General features: G+C 71.6%; 19 protein-coding genes. 10 read left to right on the top strand and 9 right to left on the bottom strand.

The genetic code is table 11. The features are described from left to right. Positions 1-23: 23 nt before the first annotated feature. Complete coding sequence (locus QMG73_RS23790) at positions 24-677, top strand: GTP cyclohydrolase II (protein ID WP_281899146.1); 654 nt, start codon at positions 24-26, stop codon at positions 675-677. Here the strand turns inward: QMG73_RS23790 and QMG73_RS23785 are convergent, their stop codons facing one another. From QMG73_RS23785 to QMG73_RS23765, 5 genes are all read right to left on the bottom strand, one after another. After that, entirely contained in the window at positions 678-2,213 is a 1,536-nt protein-coding gene (locus tag QMG73_RS23785) for a CotH kinase family protein (RefSeq protein WP_281899144.1), read from the bottom strand. Then, positions 2,213-2,890, bottom strand: a complete 678-nt coding sequence (locus QMG73_RS23780) for a DUF4956 domain-containing protein (RefSeq protein WP_281899142.1) — start codon at positions 2,888-2,890, stop codon at positions 2,213-2,215. Before QMG73_RS23780 ends, QMG73_RS23785 begins: the two co-directional genes overlap by 1 nt. Positions 2,891-2,895: 5 nt before the next feature. Then, positions 2,896-3,762: a polyphosphate polymerase domain-containing protein gene (locus QMG73_RS23775; protein WP_281899140.1), complete on the bottom strand. Its 867-nt coding sequence runs from the start codon at positions 3,760-3,762 to the stop codon at positions 2,896-2,898. A gap of 126 nt (positions 3,763-3,888) precedes the next feature. Beyond that, positions 3,889-4,503 carry an HdeD family acid-resistance protein gene (locus QMG73_RS23770; RefSeq protein ID WP_281899138.1) on the bottom strand — a complete coding sequence of 205 codons (615 nt, stop codon included), beginning with the start codon at positions 4,501-4,503 and terminating at the stop codon, positions 3,889-3,891. 2 nt (positions 4,504-4,505) lie between these two features. Beyond that, entirely contained in the window at positions 4,506-5,060 is a 555-nt protein-coding gene (locus QMG73_RS23765; protein ID WP_281899136.1) for a DUF7144 family membrane protein, read from the bottom strand. Between the two features lie 104 nt (positions 5,061-5,164). Here QMG73_RS23765 and QMG73_RS23760 point away from each other — a divergent pair, with 104 nt between their 5' ends. The 3 genes from QMG73_RS23760 to QMG73_RS23750 all read left to right on the top strand — a co-directional run bounded on the left by QMG73_RS23760 (position 5,165) and on the right by QMG73_RS23750 (position 8,636). Next, entirely contained in the window at positions 5,165-5,869 is a 705-nt protein-coding gene (locus QMG73_RS23760; RefSeq protein ID WP_281899134.1) for a hypothetical protein, read from the top strand. Positions 5,870-6,007: 138 nt separating this feature from the next. Next, positions 6,008-7,198, top strand: a complete 1,191-nt coding sequence (locus tag QMG73_RS23755) for a pectate lyase (RefSeq protein ID WP_281899132.1) — start codon at positions 6,008-6,010, stop codon at positions 7,196-7,198. Positions 7,199-7,364: 166 nt separating this feature from the next. Beyond that, positions 7,365-8,636: an SGNH/GDSL hydrolase family protein gene (locus QMG73_RS23750; protein ID WP_281899130.1), complete on the top strand. Its 1,272-nt coding sequence runs from the start codon at positions 7,365-7,367 to the stop codon at positions 8,634-8,636. Here QMG73_RS23750 and ftrA read toward each other — a convergent pair. Continuing rightward, positions 8,608-9,606 (bottom strand): transcriptional regulator FtrA, encoded by a 999-nt coding sequence (gene ftrA / locus QMG73_RS23745; RefSeq protein ID WP_281899128.1) that lies wholly within the window; start codon positions 9,604-9,606, stop codon positions 8,608-8,610. The genes QMG73_RS23750 and ftrA overlap by 29 nt on opposite strands. 71 nt (positions 9,607-9,677) lie before the next feature. Here ftrA and QMG73_RS23740 point away from each other — a divergent pair, with 71 nt between their 5' ends. Further along, positions 9,678-10,136, top strand: coding sequence for a rhodanese-like domain-containing protein (locus tag QMG73_RS23740; protein ID WP_281899127.1), 459 nt, complete (start codon positions 9,678-9,680; stop codon positions 10,134-10,136). A gap of 75 nt (positions 10,137-10,211) precedes the next feature. Here the strand turns inward: QMG73_RS23740 and QMG73_RS23735 are convergent, their stop codons facing one another. Further along, positions 10,212-11,258 carry a trypsin-like serine peptidase gene (locus QMG73_RS23735; protein WP_281899125.1) on the bottom strand — a complete coding sequence of 349 codons (1,047 nt, stop codon included), beginning with the start codon at positions 11,256-11,258 and terminating at the stop codon, positions 10,212-10,214. 183 nt (positions 11,259-11,441) lie between these two features. On the opposite strand from QMG73_RS23735, the gene QMG73_RS23730 reads away from it, so the two are divergent. Further along, entirely contained in the window at positions 11,442-13,994 is a 2,553-nt protein-coding gene (locus tag QMG73_RS23730) for an ATP-binding protein (RefSeq protein ID WP_281899123.1), read from the top strand. Positions 13,995-14,127: 133 nt separating this feature from the next. Beyond that, positions 14,128-14,772 (top strand): YceI family protein, encoded by a 645-nt coding sequence (locus QMG73_RS23725; RefSeq protein WP_281899303.1) that lies wholly within the window; start codon positions 14,128-14,130, stop codon positions 14,770-14,772. A gap of 31 nt (positions 14,773-14,803) precedes the next feature. Here QMG73_RS23725 and QMG73_RS23720 read toward each other — a convergent pair whose 3' ends face one another. Then, positions 14,804-15,172, bottom strand: coding sequence for a winged helix-turn-helix transcriptional regulator (locus QMG73_RS23720; protein ID WP_281899121.1), 369 nt, complete (start codon positions 15,170-15,172; stop codon positions 14,804-14,806). Between the two features lie 75 nt (positions 15,173-15,247). On the opposite strand from QMG73_RS23720, the gene QMG73_RS23715 reads away from it, so the two are divergent. After that, positions 15,248-15,379 (top strand): hypothetical protein, encoded by a 132-nt coding sequence (locus tag QMG73_RS23715; protein WP_281899119.1) that lies wholly within the window; start codon positions 15,248-15,250, stop codon positions 15,377-15,379. Positions 15,380-15,407: 28 nt separating this feature from the next. Next, positions 15,408-16,058 (top strand): DsbA family oxidoreductase, encoded by a 651-nt coding sequence (locus QMG73_RS23710; RefSeq protein WP_281899117.1) that lies wholly within the window; start codon positions 15,408-15,410, stop codon positions 16,056-16,058. Here QMG73_RS23710 and QMG73_RS23705 read toward each other — a convergent pair. Next, on the bottom strand, positions 16,055-16,534 hold the full coding sequence (locus QMG73_RS23705; RefSeq protein ID WP_281899115.1) for a peroxiredoxin: 480 nt from the start codon (positions 16,532-16,534) through the stop codon (positions 16,055-16,057). The genes QMG73_RS23710 and QMG73_RS23705 overlap by 4 nt on opposite strands. Positions 16,535-16,637: 103 nt before the next feature. On the opposite strand from QMG73_RS23705, the gene QMG73_RS23700 reads away from it, so the two are divergent. Then, positions 16,638-18,737 carry a glycoside hydrolase family 3 protein gene (locus tag QMG73_RS23700; RefSeq protein ID WP_281899113.1) on the top strand — a complete coding sequence of 700 codons (2,100 nt, stop codon included), beginning with the start codon at positions 16,638-16,640 and terminating at the stop codon, positions 18,735-18,737. Positions 18,738-19,574: the final 837 nt, after the last annotated feature.

The raw sequence follows: 19,574 nt of genomic DNA, 5'->3' as shown, positions 1-19,574 counted from the left end.
TTGCTCACGTTAAGGGAGAGCCGATGTTTCAAACGCGCCAGCTCACCGGGGTCGGACGGGCTCCGGGCGCCGCGGTCCGCCGCCAGGTGACCGTACCGCTACGGTTTCCGGACGGGTACGCCAGCACCGCGCGGGTGTTCACGTTCGAGGGGCTCGCGGACGGGCGGGAGCACCTGGCGCTCGGGCTCGGCGACTGGCGCGGCGCGGCGACCCCGCTCGTACGCCCGCACAGCGAGTGCCTGACCGGCGACGTGTTCGGCAGCGAGCGCTGCGACTGCGGCCCGCAGCTGCGCGAGGCCGTCGAGCGGATCACCGAATCGGGCGGTTTCGTCCTGTACCTGCGGCAGGAGGGGCGCGGCATCGGCCTGTACGCGAAGCTGGACGCGTACGCGCTGCAGGACGGCGGGCTCGACACGTACGAGGCGAACGTCGCGCTGGGACACGGCGAGGACGAGCGGGACTACACCGCGGCGGCCCAGATGCTGCGCGCGCTGGGCGTCGAGCGGGTGACGCTGCTGAGCAACAACCCCGACAAGGAGGAGCAGCTCGACCAGCTGGGCGTGACGGTGGTCGAGCGGGTCCCCACCGGTGTGCACGTCTCGCCCGCCAACGTGCGCTACCTCGCCGCGAAGGCGACCCGCTCGGCACACACCATCGACCTGCCCGCTACCCGGTGATCACCCTGCCTGCCCAGTGACGACCTTGTCGGTCGACAGGCTCTTCGCGCGGTTCTCGACGAGGGTCCGCAGGCTCGCGGCCTCGGCGGTGACATCGGTGCCGGCCGCCTTGAGGCCCGCGCTGACCTGGTCGACCGCCGCCAGGGCCGCGCCGCTGGCGTACAGCTTCTGATAGAGGTCGCGGTACGCGGTGTCGTACACCTCGGTGAACGCCGGGGAGGCGAGGAACCGGTCCTTGAGGGCGTGCCCCATGCGGGGTCCTCCCCCACCCTGCCTTTGCGGAGCAGCGCCGCCGGGCCGACCGAAGCCGCCCGCGTCGCGTGGGCCCTGTGTCGCGTCGCCGCGCATCGCGAGGTTGAGGTCCCAGGTCAGCACCGTGAAGCGACGGGTGTCGAGGTTGTAGTACAGGTAGTAGTTCTTGCCCGGTCCCGCCATGTCGTCGAAGTTGAGCAGCAGGTTCTGCAACGCGACGTACCGGGCGAACGACTCGACATCGACCCGCTCGGCGAGCCCCGCCGCGAACTCCTCGTCGGACGACTTCTCCACCCACTGGATCAGGTCGATCACCGGCTGGAGGTCCTGGCTGCCCTTCTTGTTGAGCTGGTCGAAGTCGTCCTGGTAGTCGGTCGGGTCGTCGCCCTGGTCGGCGAACTGGCCGCTCGCCCGCGACTTGTACAGCACGCCGTCGCCGGCGAGGTCCTCGGCGTACGCCTGGTCGGGGTGCTCGACGAGCAGCCGGATGACGGTGGGCCGGTCGTTGACGGTGAACGTCGCGTTCGTGTACCGCTGGCTGGGCTCGCCGGACTGGGCGAGCAGGTTCAGCGCGACCGACTCGGTCAGGGCGGTGCTGCCTCCCATGCCGCTGGCGGGGCGCACCGCGATCTCGGACCGCCCCTGGTAGCGCCGGCCCTCCACGTACTCGTCGAAGCTGATGAGCCACGGCAGGTTCTCCGGCTCCTCGACCTTGAGCGACGAGCCCATGCCGCCGCCGCGAAACCCGCCCCCGGGCCCACCCTGAAAACCGCCAGGCGGGCCGCCCTCGAAACCGCCGGGCGGGCCGCCCTCGGGAAAGGCACCGCCGGCGGGCCCGACGCCGCCGCCGGGTCCGCCACGGCCGCGCGGGGCGCTCTCGCCGTCGCGGGTCACCCCGGACAGCGTCGAGTTGCCCTTGAGCCGGATGCCGACGCTGTCCAGGCTGGTGCCGTCGATCACCATGTCGGCCTCGACGTACTCCTTCTCCCCGTCCTCCCAGAACTGGTCGACCATCCGGTCGTAGTCGTCCTGCGAGTACGACAGCGTGATCTCGTGCGTCCTGCCGGTGTCGAAGAGGTCGACGGTGCCGGCCACGTCCTGCGTGACCACGTCGGTGTCGGCGCGCTCGTCGCTGGTGACGATGGGCGCGACCCTGCTGGTGCCGACCAGCCCGACGAGTACGGCGAAGAACGCGCCGCACGCGGCGACCACCTTCCAGTGATGCCGCAGCCGCACCGGTACCCGGTGCTTCAGCCCCTTAAAAACAAAACGGCGGCGCTTCATCACAGGTCGGTCTGGTCGTAGCCGGTCAGGATCGTGACCCGCTGGCCGGACGTGCGCTCGCGCAGCGCGGCGATGAGCGTGCTGGGCTCGGTGCCCTTGCGCAGCTTGACCGTGTACAGCAACTCGGTGATCGCGCCGCCGCGAATGGACTCCATGCTCACCAGCTCGAACTCGGTGGTGTGCCGGATCAGCACGTCCTGGATGTCGCTGGTGTAGTCCTCGTCGGCCGGCACCTGCACCTTGACGACCTGCCGCTGCACGTTGAGCTGGAACCAGTTGAAGCGCTGCATGACGACCACGGCCAGGCAGATCGCGACCGTGGCGACCACGGCCAGGGTGTAGAACCGGGTGCCGCAGGCCATGCCGACGCCCATCACCAGGAAGATGAACCCGACGTCGCGGGTCTCCTTGATGGCGTTGCGGAACCGGATCACCGACAGCGCGCCGACCAGCGCGAAGGCCCGCGCGATGTTGGAGCCGACCACCAGCATGATCAGCGAGATGATCATGCCGAGGATGACGAGCGTCTGCACGTACGACTGGCTGTACGACACGTTGCGGTGGGTGGCCCGGTACACCCAGCCGATCGCGCTGCTCAGCACGAACGACAGCGCCAACGCGATCGCGATGTCGCCGACGCTGAAGGTGCCGGACAGGTCCTGGACGTTGAAGTCCATAGTGGTCAGTTCTCCTCTGGCACGTGAAAGACGGATCTGGGCGCGCGCCCGAACGCCTCGACGCTCTGGCAGTACTTGGACACGCGAACCACGGACAGGTTGCGTTTGGCGGTGAGGTCGGTCAGCCAGTACGGCACGCGGTCGTTGGCCTTGACCTCGAGCACGGCCCGGCTGGCCGGGATGATGAGGCGGTTCTCGGCCTCGGCGCCGAAGTGGAAGTCGCGGTCGCGGCCGCGTACCCGGTGGTCGAGGGTGACCCGCAGCCCCACGTCGGCGTCCCGCCCGATGAACGCCTCCCGCTGGTACCCGGTCATCGCGACCGGCCGCAGGTCGAGCCCGTTGACGAGGCCCAGCACCTCTTCGAGGAAGCCGTGCCCGGTCCACGGGTACTCGATCATCTGCCGCTGGTCGCAGAGCTCGCGGGCCTGGCGGTACGGCACCCGCACGCGGCGCTTCTGCGTCACGCGGTTGACCCGCTGCTTGATCTCCACGAACACCGGGGTGTCGTCGTCGACGGTGAACCGGTCTCCGTAGTGCCGCAGCCGCAGCTTGCGCCGGAACCGCAGGCCCTCGATCTTCTCCCAGTAGAAGCGCAGGCTCGGAGTGTCGTAGTACACGCTCCAGACGCCGTACCCGGCGCGGGCGGCGTGGGCGTCCAGGTCCATCCGCGCGGCGAACTCGTGCCGCAGTTCGTCCACCATGGAGCGATCGACCAGGTACTTGATCTCGTACCGGTTGAACGCGTGCAGCTTGCTCGGTGCCCGTAGCGCGTGACCAGCGTCCGCCGCCGCCTCCTCCAGCGGTGGCGCCTCCTCCAGCGGTGGCAGCGGCCGCACCGCCGGCGATGACCGCCGGCCAAGCCTGAACCGCATCGACGCCCCTCTCCCCAGTCGCGGTGACATCGAAGAGGAGACAGGCGGGACCTCAACGCCAGCTCAAAACCGGACGCCAACTCGCTGAGAACGCGAGACGAACGCGCGGTGAACCGCTGGCGAGGCTCAGGTGATCAGGTCGCGTACCGCCTTGCGGGCGCGCAGCACCAGGTACACCTGGACAAGGCCCATGACGATCAGCCAGATACCGGTGATGTAGACGATCGTGAGCAGCGTGATGTCCGGCCAGACCAGCACCACGACGCCGCCCAGGATCGCGATCACGCCCGGCAGCACGGCGCCCAGGGTCCGCTCGGCGGCGCTGCCCGGGCCGGCGACGGCGCGCGCGATCTCGATGATGCCGGCGACCAGCCAGGACAGGCCGATCAGCGTCACCACGACGGCGAGCGAGACCAGCAGGTCGCGCAGGCACAGCACCCCGGCGACCACGAACAGCACGCCGACGATGCCCGACAGGGCCCGCGCGCCGGGATTGGCCGAGGTCGCCACCACCGCCTCGACGATCCGGACCACGCCGTGCACCAGCAGCCACAGTCCAAAAAGGACAGCTGCGACGCCGAGGGTGGCGTCCGGCCAGACGAGCATGAAAATGCCGACCACGACGCTGATCGCCCCGGCGAGCAGGGCGAACCAGAACAGCGCGCGGCCAAGCCAGGCGCTCGGCCGCTCGGGTGGCGCGGAGACGGCGTATCCCGTCTGGTACGGCATCGTCGCGGACACGGCTACCGCTGCCCGGTCGGCGGGGTGTTGGTGATCCCCTCGGGGGCGGGCGCGGTGGCCGGCTCGTCCACGCGTCCGGTCGAGGGCCGGTTGGTCGGCCAGCGCTCACCGCTGCGGGGCGTCTCGTAGTAGCCGCCGGCGGCGACCTCCCGCCGCGCGGCGAGCCGTTCGGTGTCCACTGTGGCCAGTGACCAGATGATGAACACGTCCAGCGCGATCACCACGATCGCCCACAGCGGGTAGTACGGCAGGAAGATGAAGTTGTTGATCGCGGAGATGGCCGCCAGCGCGATACCGACGCCGCGCGCCCACGCGGCGCCCGTGAACAGGAAGAATCCCGTCACGATGACCAGCGTGCCGAGGGCGATGTGTATCCAGCCCCACGCGGTGGTGTCGATCTCGTACGTGTATCCGCGCACGGCCACGAGAAAGCCGTCGTCGGCGATGGCGGCGATGCCGACGAACACCTGCCATACGCCCACCATCACCAGCATCGTGGCGGCGAACACCATGCCACCGGTCGCCCAGGCCTGTTCCGAGCTGTTCCTGCGTCCCATCGTGCCTCCTCACGTGTCAGGCCGACCATAAGCACACCCTCCATCTCGACACACAGCAAATCAGCACATATGGCACCCTCGCCTCCGTACGGCAGGATGTCCGCGTGCGTGATCTGTTCGTGAACCTCCTCGCCAGCGTCGTCGCCGGCACCGCCGTCTGGCTGGCACAGCGGGTGCGGGGCCACCTGCGGCTCGCCCGCAAGCGCGCCTTCTTCGGCATCGACGACGGCACCGCCTGCCAGCTGGCGGTCTCGCGCCACGCGTCCTCCTCGCACCACCTCAGCGTCCACCGCGGCGACGTGGCGGCGCTGGTCGAGCTGGCCACCATCGCGCGGGACTGCGGCGGCCGGGCCGACCTGGTACCGGCCGAAGACCTGCCGGAGGGCATCGGCCGGCTCACCGAGTTCTGCGTGGGCGGGCCCGGCGCCAACGCGCGCACCGCCGCGCACCTGCGGTCGATCCTGCGCGGCATCGAGGTGACGCCGTTCGACCCGGAGACCAGGTCGGTGGAGTTCTCCGTCGGCACGACCACCTACCGGCGCGAGCGGCACCGCGTGGAATACGTCTTCCTGGCCCGCGCCTGGGGTCCGGCGGGCGGGCGCCCGGTGTTCGTCCTGGGTGGACAGACAGCGCCGACGAACCTGGCGGCCGCGCGGTACCTGGCGACCCGCTACCGGGACCTGCACCGCCGGTACGGCGCGGACCAGCGGTTCTGCCTGGTACTGCGGATCGTCGAGCCGGGCGTGTACGGCTCGGACTATGTGGAACTGGTCGACGACGTCACCGAGCAAGCCTTCCCTTTACATTGATCAGCGTCTGTGCTTCCATCTGGGGAAAGCGTTTGCCGAGCCGGGCGAGATGTGACCGACCCCGGCCCGCCACGGCACCGACTGGGCAGCGGTGTCGCAGGCTACGGGCCGCACGCACGTCACCCCCAGGGAGAAGACATGCTCCACAGACGGCGCCGCTTGGCGCTGTGGACCTCGGCCGCCGCGGCGGCCACGCTCGCCGCTGCCGGCGTCATCGTCACGGCCGGCGCGGCACAGGCGGCCGTCGGCTGCCGGGTCAGCTACGCGGTCGGCTCGCAGTGGCAGAGCGGCTTCACCGGCAACGTGGTACTCACCAACGTCGGCGACCCGCTCACCTCGTGGGCCGTCACCTGGACGTTCACCGCGGGGCAGACGGTGAGCCAGGGCTGGAACGCCACCTTCACGCAGAGCGGCAGCTCGGTACGGGCCGCCAACGTCAGCTGGAACGCGAACCTCGCCACCAACGCGACCGCCTCGTTCGGCTTCAACGGCACGTGGAACAACAGCAGCAACCCGGTGCCGGCCAGCTTCGCGGTCAACGGCGTCACCTGTACCGGCCAGACCACACCGACCACGCCGGGCACGAACCCGACGACCGGCGCCCCGCCGACCACTCCACCGCCCACGACTGCCCCGCCGCCCACCACCGGCACGTGGCCGACACCGACCGGGCAGGTCAACGTCAACGGCACCATCCAGGTACCGGCCAGCGGCCTCGACGGCGGCATGCGGCGGTACTGCTGCGTCGGCGACGGCGACCAGGACGAGAGCCAGGACCCGGTGTTCGAGCTCGCGCCCGGCGCCACGCTCTCCAACGTCATCATCGGCGCACCCGCCGGTGACGGCGTGCACTGCAGCGGCCCCTGCACCCTGCGCAACGTGTGGTGGGAAGACGTGGGCGAAGACGCCGCGACGTTCCGCGGCAGCGGCTCCCCCGCCTTCCTCGTCGACGGCGGCGGCGCCCGGGCGGCCAGCGACAAGGTCTTCCAGCACAACGGGCCCGGCACGCTGACCATCCAGAACTTCCAGGCCAGCAACTTCGGCACCTTCTACCGCTCGTGCGGCAACTGCTCCACGCAGACGCGGCGCAACGTGGTGATCCGGAACGTGACGCTGACCCGGCCCGGCAACACCATCGCCGGCATCAACGTCAACTACGGCGACACGGCGCGCTTCAGCGGCATCACGATCGTGGGCGACTCCAGCCGGGCGATGGTGATCTGCCGCAAGTACAACGGGAACAACACCGGCGACGAGCCGACGCAGGTCGGCACGGGCGCCGACAGTACCAACTGCTTCTACACCTCGTCCGATCTCACCTATCGCTGACCGGGCCGCCGCCGGGGAAGGGCCCGCTTCCCCGGCGGCGCGCCTTCTCTCTCCCTTGGCTGGCTCAGCCCTTGACCGGCTCTCCCCTTGACCGGTTAAGGTAATCTATCGCAGTCGATGTGGCGGGCCGGCTCGGCCGGGCTCGCCGTGTGCTGGAGGTGAGGCCGTGACCCAGTCGAGCAGCCGCTTCGGTGCGGCCCTACTCGCCGCGCTTGCCGTGGCCGCGACGGTGGTCGCCGTCCGAAGTGCTCCGTCCATTGTGGGCACTGGAGCCGCCGGCGGCGGAGGCGGAGGCGGCAACTGGGTCGCGGGCTGGGCACCGAGCCCGGTGGCCGGCAGCGAGATCCCGTGGATGCCCGACTGCCCGGCCGGCAAGGGCCTGACTGACCAGACAGTCCGCAACGTCGCCTTCCTGGCCGCGGGCGGCAGCGCGGTCCGCGTGCGCGTGACCAACACCTTCGGGGCCACCGCACTGCGCGTGGGCCGCGCGTCCGTCGCGGTCCAGGGCGCTGACGCGGCTGTGGTACCGGGAACCGTGCGCGAGCTGACCTTCGGTGGCAAGACGAGCGTCACCGTCGCGGCCGGCGGGCGGGCCCTCAGTGATCCGGTTCAGCTGTCGGTGGCGGCGCTGAGCACGCTGCTGGTGAGCGTCTACGTGCCCGAGGCCACCGGCCCGGTCACCAACCACCCGTTCACCGCGCAGGGCAACTTCCTCGCCGCGGGCGACCGGGCGCTGTCACCCACCGGCGAGGGCTACTCGTCGATACCGTGCTGGATGCTGGTCGACGGCATCGACGTGCGCGCCTCGTCGCGGTTCACCGGCACCGTCGTCGCGCTCGGCGACTCCATCACCGACACGTCCGCGACCAGCGGCAACGCCAACAAGCGCTATCCGGACGACCTCGCGCGGCGCCTCAACGCGCGCCGCGGCTCCACCCTCTCCGTCGTCAACGCCGGCCTCGGCGGCAACCGCCTGCTCGCACCGCGCGACGGCGAGCCGTACTGGGGCGTGCCGGCGCTCGCCCGCCTGGAGCGCGACGTGTTCGCGCAGACGGGCGTGAAGTCCGTGATCCTGTTCGAGGGCGTCAACGACATCGGATACAGCGCGGGCGCCGACGAGATGATCGCCGGGTACCAGCAGGTGATCGCGCAGACAAAGGCGCAGGGGCTGCGCATCTACGGCGCCACGATCACCCCGTTCGGCGGTTCGTTCATCGAGACGCCGGAGCGGTTGGCGACCTGGCGCGCGGTCAACCACTGGATCCGCACCAGCGGTGAGTTCGACGGTGTCTTCGACTTCGCCAAGGCGCTGGGCGCGCCCGGCAACCCGGAGGCGCTGGCGACACAGTACGACAGCGGCGACCACCTGCACCCGAACGACGCCGGATGCCAGGCGATGGCCGACACGGTCAACCTCGACGTCCTGCTGCGCCGCTGACTTGGAAGGCTTTGCGGTAGGCGGTCGGTGACGTTTTCATCGTCTGTCCAAAGTGGTGCCGGTACGTCACGGGGGTGTCGAAGCCGACCGCGCGGGCGATCTCCTCGACGGGCGCCCGCGTGGTCTCCAGCAGGGCCAGGCTGGCCTGTACCCGCTGATTGACCAGCCACCGGATCGGTGACGTACCGGTCGCGCGGGCGAAGTGCCGCAGGTAGGTGCGCGGCGACATGTGCGCGCGCCGGGCGAGGGTCTCGACCGTGATCGCGTCGCTCAGGTTGGCCAGGGCCCACGCCATGCTGCCCGCCACCCGGTCGTCGTCGGGGTCGGCGGCCACCGGCGCCTCGACGAACTGCGCCTGCCCGCCGTCACGGTGCGGCTGGATCACGAGGCGGCGGGCGACCGCGTTGGCGATGGCGGCGCCGTGGTCGCGCCGCACCACGTGCAGGCACAGGTCGAGGCCGGCCGCGCTGCCGGCACTGGTCAGCACGTCGCCGCCGTCGACGTACAGCACGTCGGGGTCGACGTCGACGGCCGGGTAGCGCTGGCGCAGCCGGTCGGCGTACCGCCAGTGCGTGGTCGCCCGGCGCCCGTCGAGCAGCCCGGCGGCGGCCAGCGCGAACGCCCCCGAGCAGATCGACAACACCCGGGCACCCCGCTCGTGCGCCTGTCGCAGCGCGTCGACCAGCGCCAGCGACGGGTCGGCTTTCACGTCGGGCACACCAGGCACGATGACGGTGCCGGCGGCGGCGAAGTCGTCGAGCCCGTGCGGCGTGTGCAGGCTGGCACCGCCGAGCACGCGGACCGGACCGGGCCGCTCCGCGCACAGCACCAGGTCGTACCAGGGCACGTCGAACTCCGGCCGGGGCAGGCCGAACACCTCGGTGACGATGCCGGTCTCGAAGACGGACATCCCCTCGTAGGCGAGCACCGAGACGGTGAGTCCGGCGGCGGGGCGCGTGGCGGCGGGCATGGCGGTATCTTAGCGGTCATCGTCGTTCGCGCCACTGGGCGGTCCCCACCCGCCGCCGGCATGCTCATGTCATGTCCAACGTGCTTTCGGTGCCGGCGGCCTCGCCCGCCGCCGCGGTCGCCCACTTCGCCGCCCGCCTGTCCTTCGAGACCGACGTCAGCGACGTCCACGCCGACCTGACCGCCAGCGTGCCCGGCGTCGTGGTCGTCGACTCCCGCGGCATCGAGGCCTGGCAGCAGGGCCACGTGCCCGGCGCGCTCCACCTGCCCACCCGCGAGATCGCGGCTCGGGCCGCCCGGGAGATCCCCGCCGGCGCGACCGTGGTCGCGTACTGCTGGGGGCCGGGCTGCAACGGCGCGACGCGGGCGGCGCTGGAGTTCGCTCGACTCGGGTACCCGGTCAAGGAGATGATCGGCGGCTTCGAGTACTGGTCCCGTGAGGGCCTGCCCGTGCAGACCGCGCTCGGCATCCAGAGCTCCGCCCCCGACCCGCTGACCGCCCCCATCGGCGCCCCCACCTGCGCCTGCTGACCCCACCCATGGTGATCAGGGCGTCCCTCAAGTCGCTAGAACGACTTGGGGGACGCCCTGATCACTGAGGGAACGTCAGCGCCACTGCACGCTGGAGTACAGGTTGCCGACCGCGTTGCCGTAGTACGGCGAGAACATCCGGGTCGGATCCCAGGTGATCTTGTAGCTGTTGTTGCCGTTGACCCAGCCGTTCCAGCCGTCGAACCAGCCCAGCCACGGCCCGCCACTGGCACCGCCGGTCATGTTGCACTTCATGCCGACGTCAGCGCCGCTCGCCCAGGTGCCGCCGAAGCAGTACTGGAGCGTCATGCCGTTGAAGGGCCACTCGGCCGGATACCCGAAGTTGTGCACGTACCCGTTCTTCGAGTAGTTCCACGCCAACCCCTGGCCGCCGGTGACGCTGGCGATCCGCTGGCCCCCGGGCTTGGGAGCCATGACGGCGGCACCGAAGTCGTAGCTGTAGTTGCCACCGTCGATCCACTTGCTCCACGACCACAGCTGCTCGGCGTACCACCACCCGTATGCCGGGTCCACGCCGTTGCGGTAGTGCGGGTAGAAGATCCAGTTCTGGTGCCACTTCTTGCTGGACCCTCCACCGTGGATACAGTGTCCCGCTGTCCACACCAGACGGTTGCTGTCGGCGTCGACGACCGTGGCGGAGCACCACTTGTTCTTCTTCGCCGTGGCGTCGTAGTAGTACACCCGGCCGATGGTGGTGGCCGGCTCGTCACCCCGGTACGGCCACGGCTGCCCCAGGTCGCCGAAGCCCGACACCGCCGACGGGTCCTCGACCGGGCGCGGGCCGGGCGGTGACGCCTGCCGCCGCACCGAGCGCCCCGGCTCGCCGGCCGGCTCCTGCTCGCCGCGGCCCGCCTCCTCCTCGGTCAGGGTCGGCAGCTCGACCTGTTCCGCGGTGGCTCGCCGCTCCTCCGTCCAGTACGCCTCCAGGGCCGCACCGTGATCCGTGCTCATCACGCGCGCCTCCGCCGACAGCTCGGACGCGCCCGAGCTCGGCCGCCCCGGCTCCACCGCGGCCACCGCCTGTCCCGACGCCACCGGGACGAGCGCGCCGGCCCCCACGACGAACGCCAGCAGCAGCCTGATCCTGCGCCTGCCTGCCATTAGATTCCTCTCCCCCTACCGCCCGTGCCGCTCGGCCGGACCGGAACCACGATGCGGTCGCCGTGCCCGGATCCGACCCGGCGCCGGCCGGAACTTCCGGCCAACTGCCGGTGTCGCCGGTCCCGCTGTCGGGAAAGCGATGTATCGCAAGGACTGACCGGCATCGCTGCCTACCGTTACCGGGTGACGACGACGGGAGCGGGCGTGGCGCCGGCACGCACCGGCGCGCTCGGCGAGCTGCTGGTCCGCCACCGCACGGCGGCGGGCCTTGGCCAGCGGGAGCTCGCCGAGCGCTGCGGCCTCAGCGAGCGGGCGATCAGAGACCTGGAGCGGGGCGTCCGGACGCCCCGCGCCCACTCGGTACGCGCGGTGGCCGCCGCGCTGGGGCTGGCCGGAGACGACCTGAGCGCCTTTCTCGCCGCGGCCCGCCCGGTCCCGGCACGGGACGCGCCACCGGTACCGGCCGTGCCGTCCACAGTGCCCGGTGACCTGATCGGCCGGGACCGCGAGTTGGCGGCCCTCGCGGACCTGGCCACCGGGGCCCGGTACCGGCTCGTCACCGTGACCGGGCCGGCCGGGGTGGGCAAGTCCCGGCTGGCCACCGAGCTGGCCGCCACGCTCGCCCCGCGAACCGGGCTCGCCGTACGCACGCTCGACCTGTCGGCGGTGTACGAGCCGGAACTGGTCGACGAGCTGATCGCCGGGGCACTGGGCTGCGGCACCTCCGCGCTGCCGCCCGTGGAGCGGATCGCCGCTCACCTGCGCGACCGGCGGCTCGTGCTGCTGCTGGACCGGTTCGAGCAGTTGGTGGCGGCCGCCCCGGTGCTGGCGACGCTGGTCCGGCGCTGTCCCGGGCTGACCGTCGTCGTGACGAGCCAGCGCCCCCTGCGGGTACGCGACGAACGCGTCGTCTCCCTGCGACCGCTGGATCCCCAGGCCGCCATCGCCCTCTTCGCCCGGCGCGCCGCGGCCGCCCGCCCCGAACTCCGGCTCACCGACGAGATCGAGACCGGCGACACTGGGGCCGGCGACGCTGGAGCCGGCGACACTCGGGCCGGCGACACCGCCGAAGCGGTGGCCGGCATCTGCCAGCGGGTCGGCTACCTGCCCCTGGCCATCGAGCTGGCGGCCGCCCGGGTGCGGCTGCTGCATCCGGTGGAACTGGCCGCCCGGCTGGATTCCCGCCTGCAGGTCCTCACGGACGGGGCTCGCGACCTCCCACCCCGCCACCGTTCGCTGCGCGCCGCCATCGAGGCGAGCCTGGAGGTGGTGACGGCGCCCGGCCGCACCCTGTTTCGCTGGCTCGGCGCGTTCGCCGGCGGTGCCGCGCTCGACGCCGTCGAGGCGACCGCCACCGCGATGGAGCGCGACCGCGAGTGGCTGCTGGACGCGCTCACCGAGCTCGTCGACATCAACCTGGTCCGCTCGGTCGACGGCGGGGGCACCACCCGGTACACGCTGCCCGACGCGGTGGCCGAGCTGGCAGCGCGCCAGCTGGCGGACGGCCCGGACCGGACGCCCGTCATGGGCGCGGTCGCTGCGCACTTCCTCGACCGGCTGCGCCGCGCCATCGACGGGTCCGGCCCGCCGGTGCCGGACCATGACGCCGCGAACGTCCGCGCCGCGATCGCCTGGGCCCTCGCGCACGAGCCCGGCCTGGTCGATCCCGGCGCCATCCACGCGATCCACCGCTTCTACGAGGCGACCGGTCGGCTGGCGGAGGGGCGCGACCTGCTGTGCCGGGTGGCGGCGGCCGGCATGGCCGCGGGCTGGGTCAGGGCCGGCCAGCTGGCGGTACTGCGCGGCGACCTCGATGACGCCGAAGACCTGGGCGTCCGGGGGTTGGAGGCGGCCACCGACCCGGAGCTGAGATCCGCCGCGCTGAGCCTGCTGGCGCACGCGGCGGTGGAGCGGGGCCAGCCGCGGCTGGCGCGGGCCCGGATGCGGGCCGCGCTGGTGCAGGCCCGCCGCGTGGGCGACGTCGGCCTGATCGGCCGGGTGCTAAACAACCTGTCGTCGATCTCGGTCGAGCTGGGCCGCCCGCGCGACGCCCAGCGGCAGCTACGGGCGGCGCTGGAGGCCAAGTGCCGCGCGGGCGCCGGTCCCCTGGAACGCGGCCGCACCCTGTTCAACCTGGCCGAGGTCGCACTGGAGATGGGCGACACCGCGAACGCGGTGGACCAGGGCGGGAAAGCGGCCGAGTTGCTGCTCGCCGCCGGCTACACGCGGCTCGCGGCGGTGGCCGAGACCACCCGCGGGCTGGCGCTGATGCGTGGCGGGGCCGCTCCCTCCACGGCGCTGGCCGCGATGGATCGGGCCGCCGCGCTGCTCGACGCCGGCGACGACCGCCGCACCGCCGCCGTCGTGGACCTCCGGCGAAGCGTCGCCCTGCACGCCGCCGGCGAGCTGGCCGCCGCCCGCGACGCCACCCGCCGCGGGCTGCGCGAGGCGCTGCGGCACGACAACCGGGACCGCGACGAGCTCGCGGACGCCCTTCAAACCCATGCGTGGTACCTCGTGCGGCGTGACCCGGACGCGGCCGCGGCACTGATCGGGGCCGGGCGGGCGGTGCGCCGCCGTCCGGTACCGGCGGCCCTCACGCCGCTGATCGACCAGACCGTCGCGGCCGCGAGGTCGGCGTTGGGCGGCCGGCGGTTCACGGCGGCACACGGCCGCGGTGCGGACGCCGTCGACCTCGACGCGCTGTGCGACCGGATCGCGGTGCCACCCGCCTGATCGAGCGAAGGGCTGGTGAGAAGCGTCACGACCGCCCTTCGCCGGTTCGCCACCGCCCTGACCTGCCTCTTTATGCTGGGCTCGGGGTACGTGGGGAGTGGGGGTTCAGACGGTGACCGGTCCTGCCACCCGGATGTGGGAGGGCTTGACCATCCCGGCGCCGGGGAGTTATCTGCTCGATCCCGCCCACAAGCGGATCGGTTTCCTGGCGCGGCACATGATGGTCAGCCCGGTCCGCGGCGAGTTTACGGCGGCGACCGCCTGGATCGACGTGGCCGACGACCCGCTGGCGTCATCCGTGGCGGCGACGATCGAAACGGCGAGCATCGACACCGGAAACGTCGACCGGGACGCCCACCTGAGCAGCGCCGACTTCCTCGACGTCGCGACCTACCCGACGCTGGAGTACCGCAGCACCGGGGTCAAACGGTACGAAACCGAGGATCCGATCTTCTTCTGGGCGCGACTGAAGGCGCACAAGCGAGGTCTGGGTACCGGTGCCGACCCGGCGCCGCAGCGCTCGGCGGGCCGGTTCGTGCTCGCTGGCGAGCTGACCGTCAAGGCCGTCACCCGGCCCGTCGACCTGCAGGTGGAGTTCGGCGGCGCCCGCCGTGACCCGTACGGCCAGGAGATCTTCGGCTTCAGCGCCACGGCCGAGATCGACCGGGAGGACTACGGACTGCTCTGGAACGTCGCCCTGGAGAGCGGCGGCGTACTGGTGGGCAAGACGGTCCGGATCGAGATCGCGGGCGAGGCGATCCGCCAGCCCAGCCCGTAGCGCCCGAGGTCAGAGCCCATAGCGCCCGAGGTCAGACCGGGGCGTGGTCGTGGCGGTCGCGGGCGGCGCGGATGTCGTCGCGGTGTGTGTTCGCCCACTCTTCGAGGGCCGTCAGGATGTCGAGCAGCGTGCGGCCGAGGTCGGTCAGCTCGTACTCGACGCGGGGCGGCACGCTGGCGTACACGGTGCGGTTGACGAGCCCGTCGCGGACCAGCGCGCGCAGCGTCAGCGTCAGCATGCGCTGGCTGATGCCCTCGATCCCGCGATGCAGCTCACTGAACCGGTGGGTGCGCCGCCCCAGCAGCACGATGATCAGGACACTCCACTTGTCACCGATCCGGTCGAGCACCTCGCGGACCGGGCAGTCGGTGATGGGTACACCGGTGTGCGTAGCGGACATGGAAGTGCCTCCTTACAGTTGCCTCCATGCTGACGCATGATGGTGTTACGCACAAGAAGTAACCAAGGGGAGTCGATGAGCGTCACCGCGGGACCGGAGCCAGAGACCGTCGAGCCAGAGCCGGATATGCCCGCGCCCGCGCCGACCGGCCTGATCGTGCTGGACACCGAGGACGCGCCCGTTTGCGCGGACGGAAACTGCTGGTAACCCCGGTACTGCTAGAAAGGCGATCACCGTGCTCATCGAAGTCTGGTCCGATGTCGTGTGCCCGTGGTGCTACATCGGCAAGCGACGCCTGGAGAAGGCGCTCGCCGAGTTCCCGCACGCCGCCGAGGTCGAGGTGGTGTGGCGCAGCTTCCAGCTCGACCCCTCGTACCCCAAGGGCGAGCGCACCTCGACATACGAGTACCTGGCGAAGAAGTTCGGCGGCTCGCCGCAGCAGGCGAAGGGCATGACCGGGCAGGTCAAGGCGGTCGCCGCCGGCGAAGGGCTGGCGTTCGACTTCGACCGCGCGCGCGTGGTCAACACGTACGACGCGCACCGGGTCACGCACCTGGCCAAGGCGCACGGGCTGGGCCCGCAGGCGCACGAGCGCTTCCTGCACGCACACTTCGTCGAGGGCGCCACCCTCAACGACTCCGACACGCTAGCCGGCCTGGCCGCCGAGGTGGGCGTGCCGGAGGCCGAGGTGCGCAAGGTGCTGGCCGGTGACCAGTACAGCGACGAGGTCGACGCCGACATCCGCGACGCACGGACGCTGGGCGCGTCCGGCGTGCCCTTCTTCGTTCTGGACCGCGCGTTCGGCGTCTCCGGCGCGCAGCCCGTCGAGACCTTCCTCAGCGCGCTCCAGCGCGCGCACGACCACGCGGCGGCGTCGGCCCGCTAGCTGCGGGTGGCGTGTGCTCGCAGGACCGTCAGGGCTTGGTCGGCATGGTCGTTCATGCTGACCTCGCTGTGGATGACCTCGAGCACACGCCGATCCGTGTCGATCACGAACGTCATCCGCTTGGTGCTGAGCGGCCCGAGCGGCAGCTTGCGCTTCACACCCAGCTGCTCGGCCACCTTACCGTCAGGGTCCGACAGCAGCGGGTAGTCGAAGCCGTGCATCTCGGAGAACTGCCGCTGCTTCTCGACACTGTCGCGGCTGATGCCGACGCGGTGCGCGCCCACCTCGGCGAACTCGGCCGCCAGGTCGCGGAAATGGCAACTCTCCACCGTGCAGCCGCGGGTCATCGCGGCCGGGTAGAAGAACAGCACGACCGGCCCACTGGCGAGGAACTCGCTGAGCCGCCGCGCGGCACCGGTCTCGTCGAGCAGTTCGAAGTCGGCGACCTCGTCGCCTTTACCAACCCCAGATCCCATGGCGGCAAGGGTACGCCGGGACACTCTTGACCTTCGGGTTGAGTATCATAGATTCTGATCACTGCGGGTACGGGCATCTTCTCAGTCACAAGGGAGTTCCTGCATGTCCGCACCTGGTAAGGAGGGCCCGCGCAGCCACCGGCTGGCGGCTCGTCTCGACCGGCACGGCCGCACGATGATCGGCCTCACGGTCACCTGCCTCGTGCTCACCGCCGCCACCCTCGTCGCGTCGGCGCTGGACATGATCGGGCCGGGCAAAGGCGCCGGAGCCAAGGCCAGCACATCGGTGCTCCCCTACCGCGATCCGGGCAAGCCGGTCGCGCTCCGCGTCGACGACCTGCTGACCCGCATGGGGCCGGAAGACAAGCTGGGGCAGCTCATCCAGGTCGACCGGGCCGCGCTGACCACCCCCGACGACGTGGCCTCGTACCGGATCGGCTCGATCGTCTCGGGCCCGGACTCCCTGCCCGCGGACCCCAGCGCGATCGGCTGGGCCGACATGTACGACGGCATCCAGCGCACCGCCCTCACCACCGCCCTGTCGATCCCCGTGATCTACGGCACAACCGCGGTGCACGGGCACAACAATGTGCGCGGCGCCACAGTCTTCCCGCACAACATCGGGCTCGGCGCGACCCGCGACCCGGAGCTGGTGCGGCGGGTCGGCCGGGCGACCGCCGAAGAGCTGGCCGGCACCGGCGTCGACTGGACGTTCTCGCCCTGCCTGTGCGTGGCCCGCGACGACCGCTCCGGTCGCACCTACGAGTCGTTCGGCGAGCAGCCCGAGATCCCGGCCGCGATGACGTCGATCGTGCAGGGTCTCCAGGGCCCCGCCCTGAACGACCCGGCCGCGGTGCTCGCCACCGCCAAGTACCTGGGCGACGGCGCGGGCACCACCGAGGCCGAACTGCGCGGCATCCACCTGCCGCCGTTCCAGGCGGCCATCTCGGCGGGCGCCGGTTCGGTACAGGTGTCGCTGGCCGGCTGGAGCCCGCAGCGCGCGAAGCTGGTCAACGAGGTACTCAAGGGTGAGCTGCGGTTCAGCGGGTTCGTGCTCGCCGACGGCACCGGACTGGACAAACTGGACGGTGCGCCCGGCGTCACCGGCGCCGACATCACCGCCGCCTACAACGCCGGCATCGACATGATCGCGGCTTCGGGTGACTTCCGGCAGTTCGTCGCGATGCTGCGCGCCGAGGTCGACGGCGGGCGGATCACCTGGCAGCGGGTCGACGACGCGAACCGGCGCATCCTCACCAAGAAGTTCGAGCTCGGCCTGTTCGAGCGGCCGCTCAGCGACCGCGGGCTCACCACCAACATCGGCGGCGCCGCCCACCGCGACGTGGCCCGCGAGGCGGTCCGCAAGTCGCAGGTGCTGCTGAAGAACGACGGCAAGACGCTGCCGCTGGCCAAGACCGGCGGCAAGATCTTCGTGGCCGGCCGGAGCGCCGACGACATCGGCATCCAGTCCGGCGGCTGGACCATGTCGTCGCAGGGCGCCAGCGGGCCCATCACCCAGGGCACGACCATCCTGCAGGGCATCCGCGCCACGGTCGGCACCGGCGCGACCATCACGTACAACCGGGACGGCACCGGCATCAACCGCACCTACCGCGCGGCCATCGCGGTGGTCGGCGAGAAGCCGTACGCCGGCACAAAGGGCGACCGCAAGGGCGCGCTGGCACTCGACAAGGACGACCTGCGCACGCTCGACCGCCTACGGGCCTCAGGTGTACCGGTGGTGGTGGTCCTCGTCTCCGGCCGCCCGCTCGACGTCACGAGCCGCCTCAAAGACTGGGACGCGCTGGTCGCCGCCTGGCTGCCCGGCACCGAGGGGCAGGGCGTCGCCGACGTACTGTTCGGCGACTACGCGCCGACCGGCAAACTGCCGATGACGTGGATGCGCGCCTCGGCGCAGCAACCCATCAACGCCGGCGACGGCAAGCCGGCCCTTTTCGCGTACGGCTTCGGGCTGACCTTCCCGGCGACCCCGGCCGCGACGCCCACGCCGACCCCGTCCGCGTCCCGCCCCCGGCCGGCCTCCCCCACGCCCACCCCGACACGCCCGCGCACCCCGGCGCCGCCCCGCACCACCCCGCCATCACCAACCCCCCAGCCCAACCCGACGACCGCGCCAACACCCACCGAGCCTCCCGCCGCGGCCGCCCGCACCGTCGAATACAACCCGGCAAGCCAGCGATAGACCGCCTTCATGCCCGCCCCACGTCACGACCAGCGGCTCAGCACTCGCCGGCGGCGCGACTTACTCCGCCAACGCCCGCGCCGCCCGGCTGGCGCGCTTGCCCCCCGCCCGCCCCGCGCCGCCCGACTTGCGCGCGCTTGCCCCCGCCCGCCCCGCGCCGCCCGACTTGCGCGGGCTCGCCCCCGCCGGCCCCGCGCCGCCACGGCGGCGTGTCGCCACGCCCCGGCCCGTCGATCAAGGGCAAACGCACGCGGTTCGATCGCTTATCCGCGAGCATTCGCCCTTGATCGATGCGAATGCCCTTGATCGGCGACGCCGATCACGGGCGCCGGCACCACCTGCCCGGCGCGGCTTCCCGCCGCCGACGCCCGCGCCACCCGACCACGGCGGCGTTTCGCCACCCCCGCCCGCCGATCAAGGGCGAATGCACGCGGTTCGATCGCTTATCCACGAGCATTCGCCCTTGGTCCATGCAAACCCCTTGATCGGCGACGCCGATCGCGGGCGACGGCGCGAGTGCGCCACCCAGCCAGCCCGGCTTGCCGCCGTCGACACCCACGCCGCCCGCTAGCGCGGCTTGCCCGCCCGCCACGCGCCGCCCGACCACGACGGCGTGTCGCCACGCCCCGCCCGCTGGGGATTTAAGGCTGTTGGGTGGTGTTGGCTGGTGGGTTGCGGCGTTTGGGGTGGCCGGTGTTGGCGGGTCGGCCTTTCCTGATCACGGGTTGGCGGGTTCGGGGATACTTGTTCTTCGATCCTTTGGGGCGGCCTGGGCCGGGTCGGGAGGGTTTTGGTGGCTTGGTCGGGGTGGGCAGGGCCGCGGTAGCTAGCCGAAAT

This window comes from Phytohabitans aurantiacus (genome assembly GCF_027923225.1).
GTDB classification, from domain to species: domain Bacteria; phylum Actinomycetota; class Actinomycetes; order Mycobacteriales; family Micromonosporaceae; genus Phytohabitans; species Phytohabitans aurantiacus.
The sequence above is the reverse complement of the archived record's forward strand: the minus strand, read 5'-3'. Positions and strand labels throughout refer to the sequence as shown.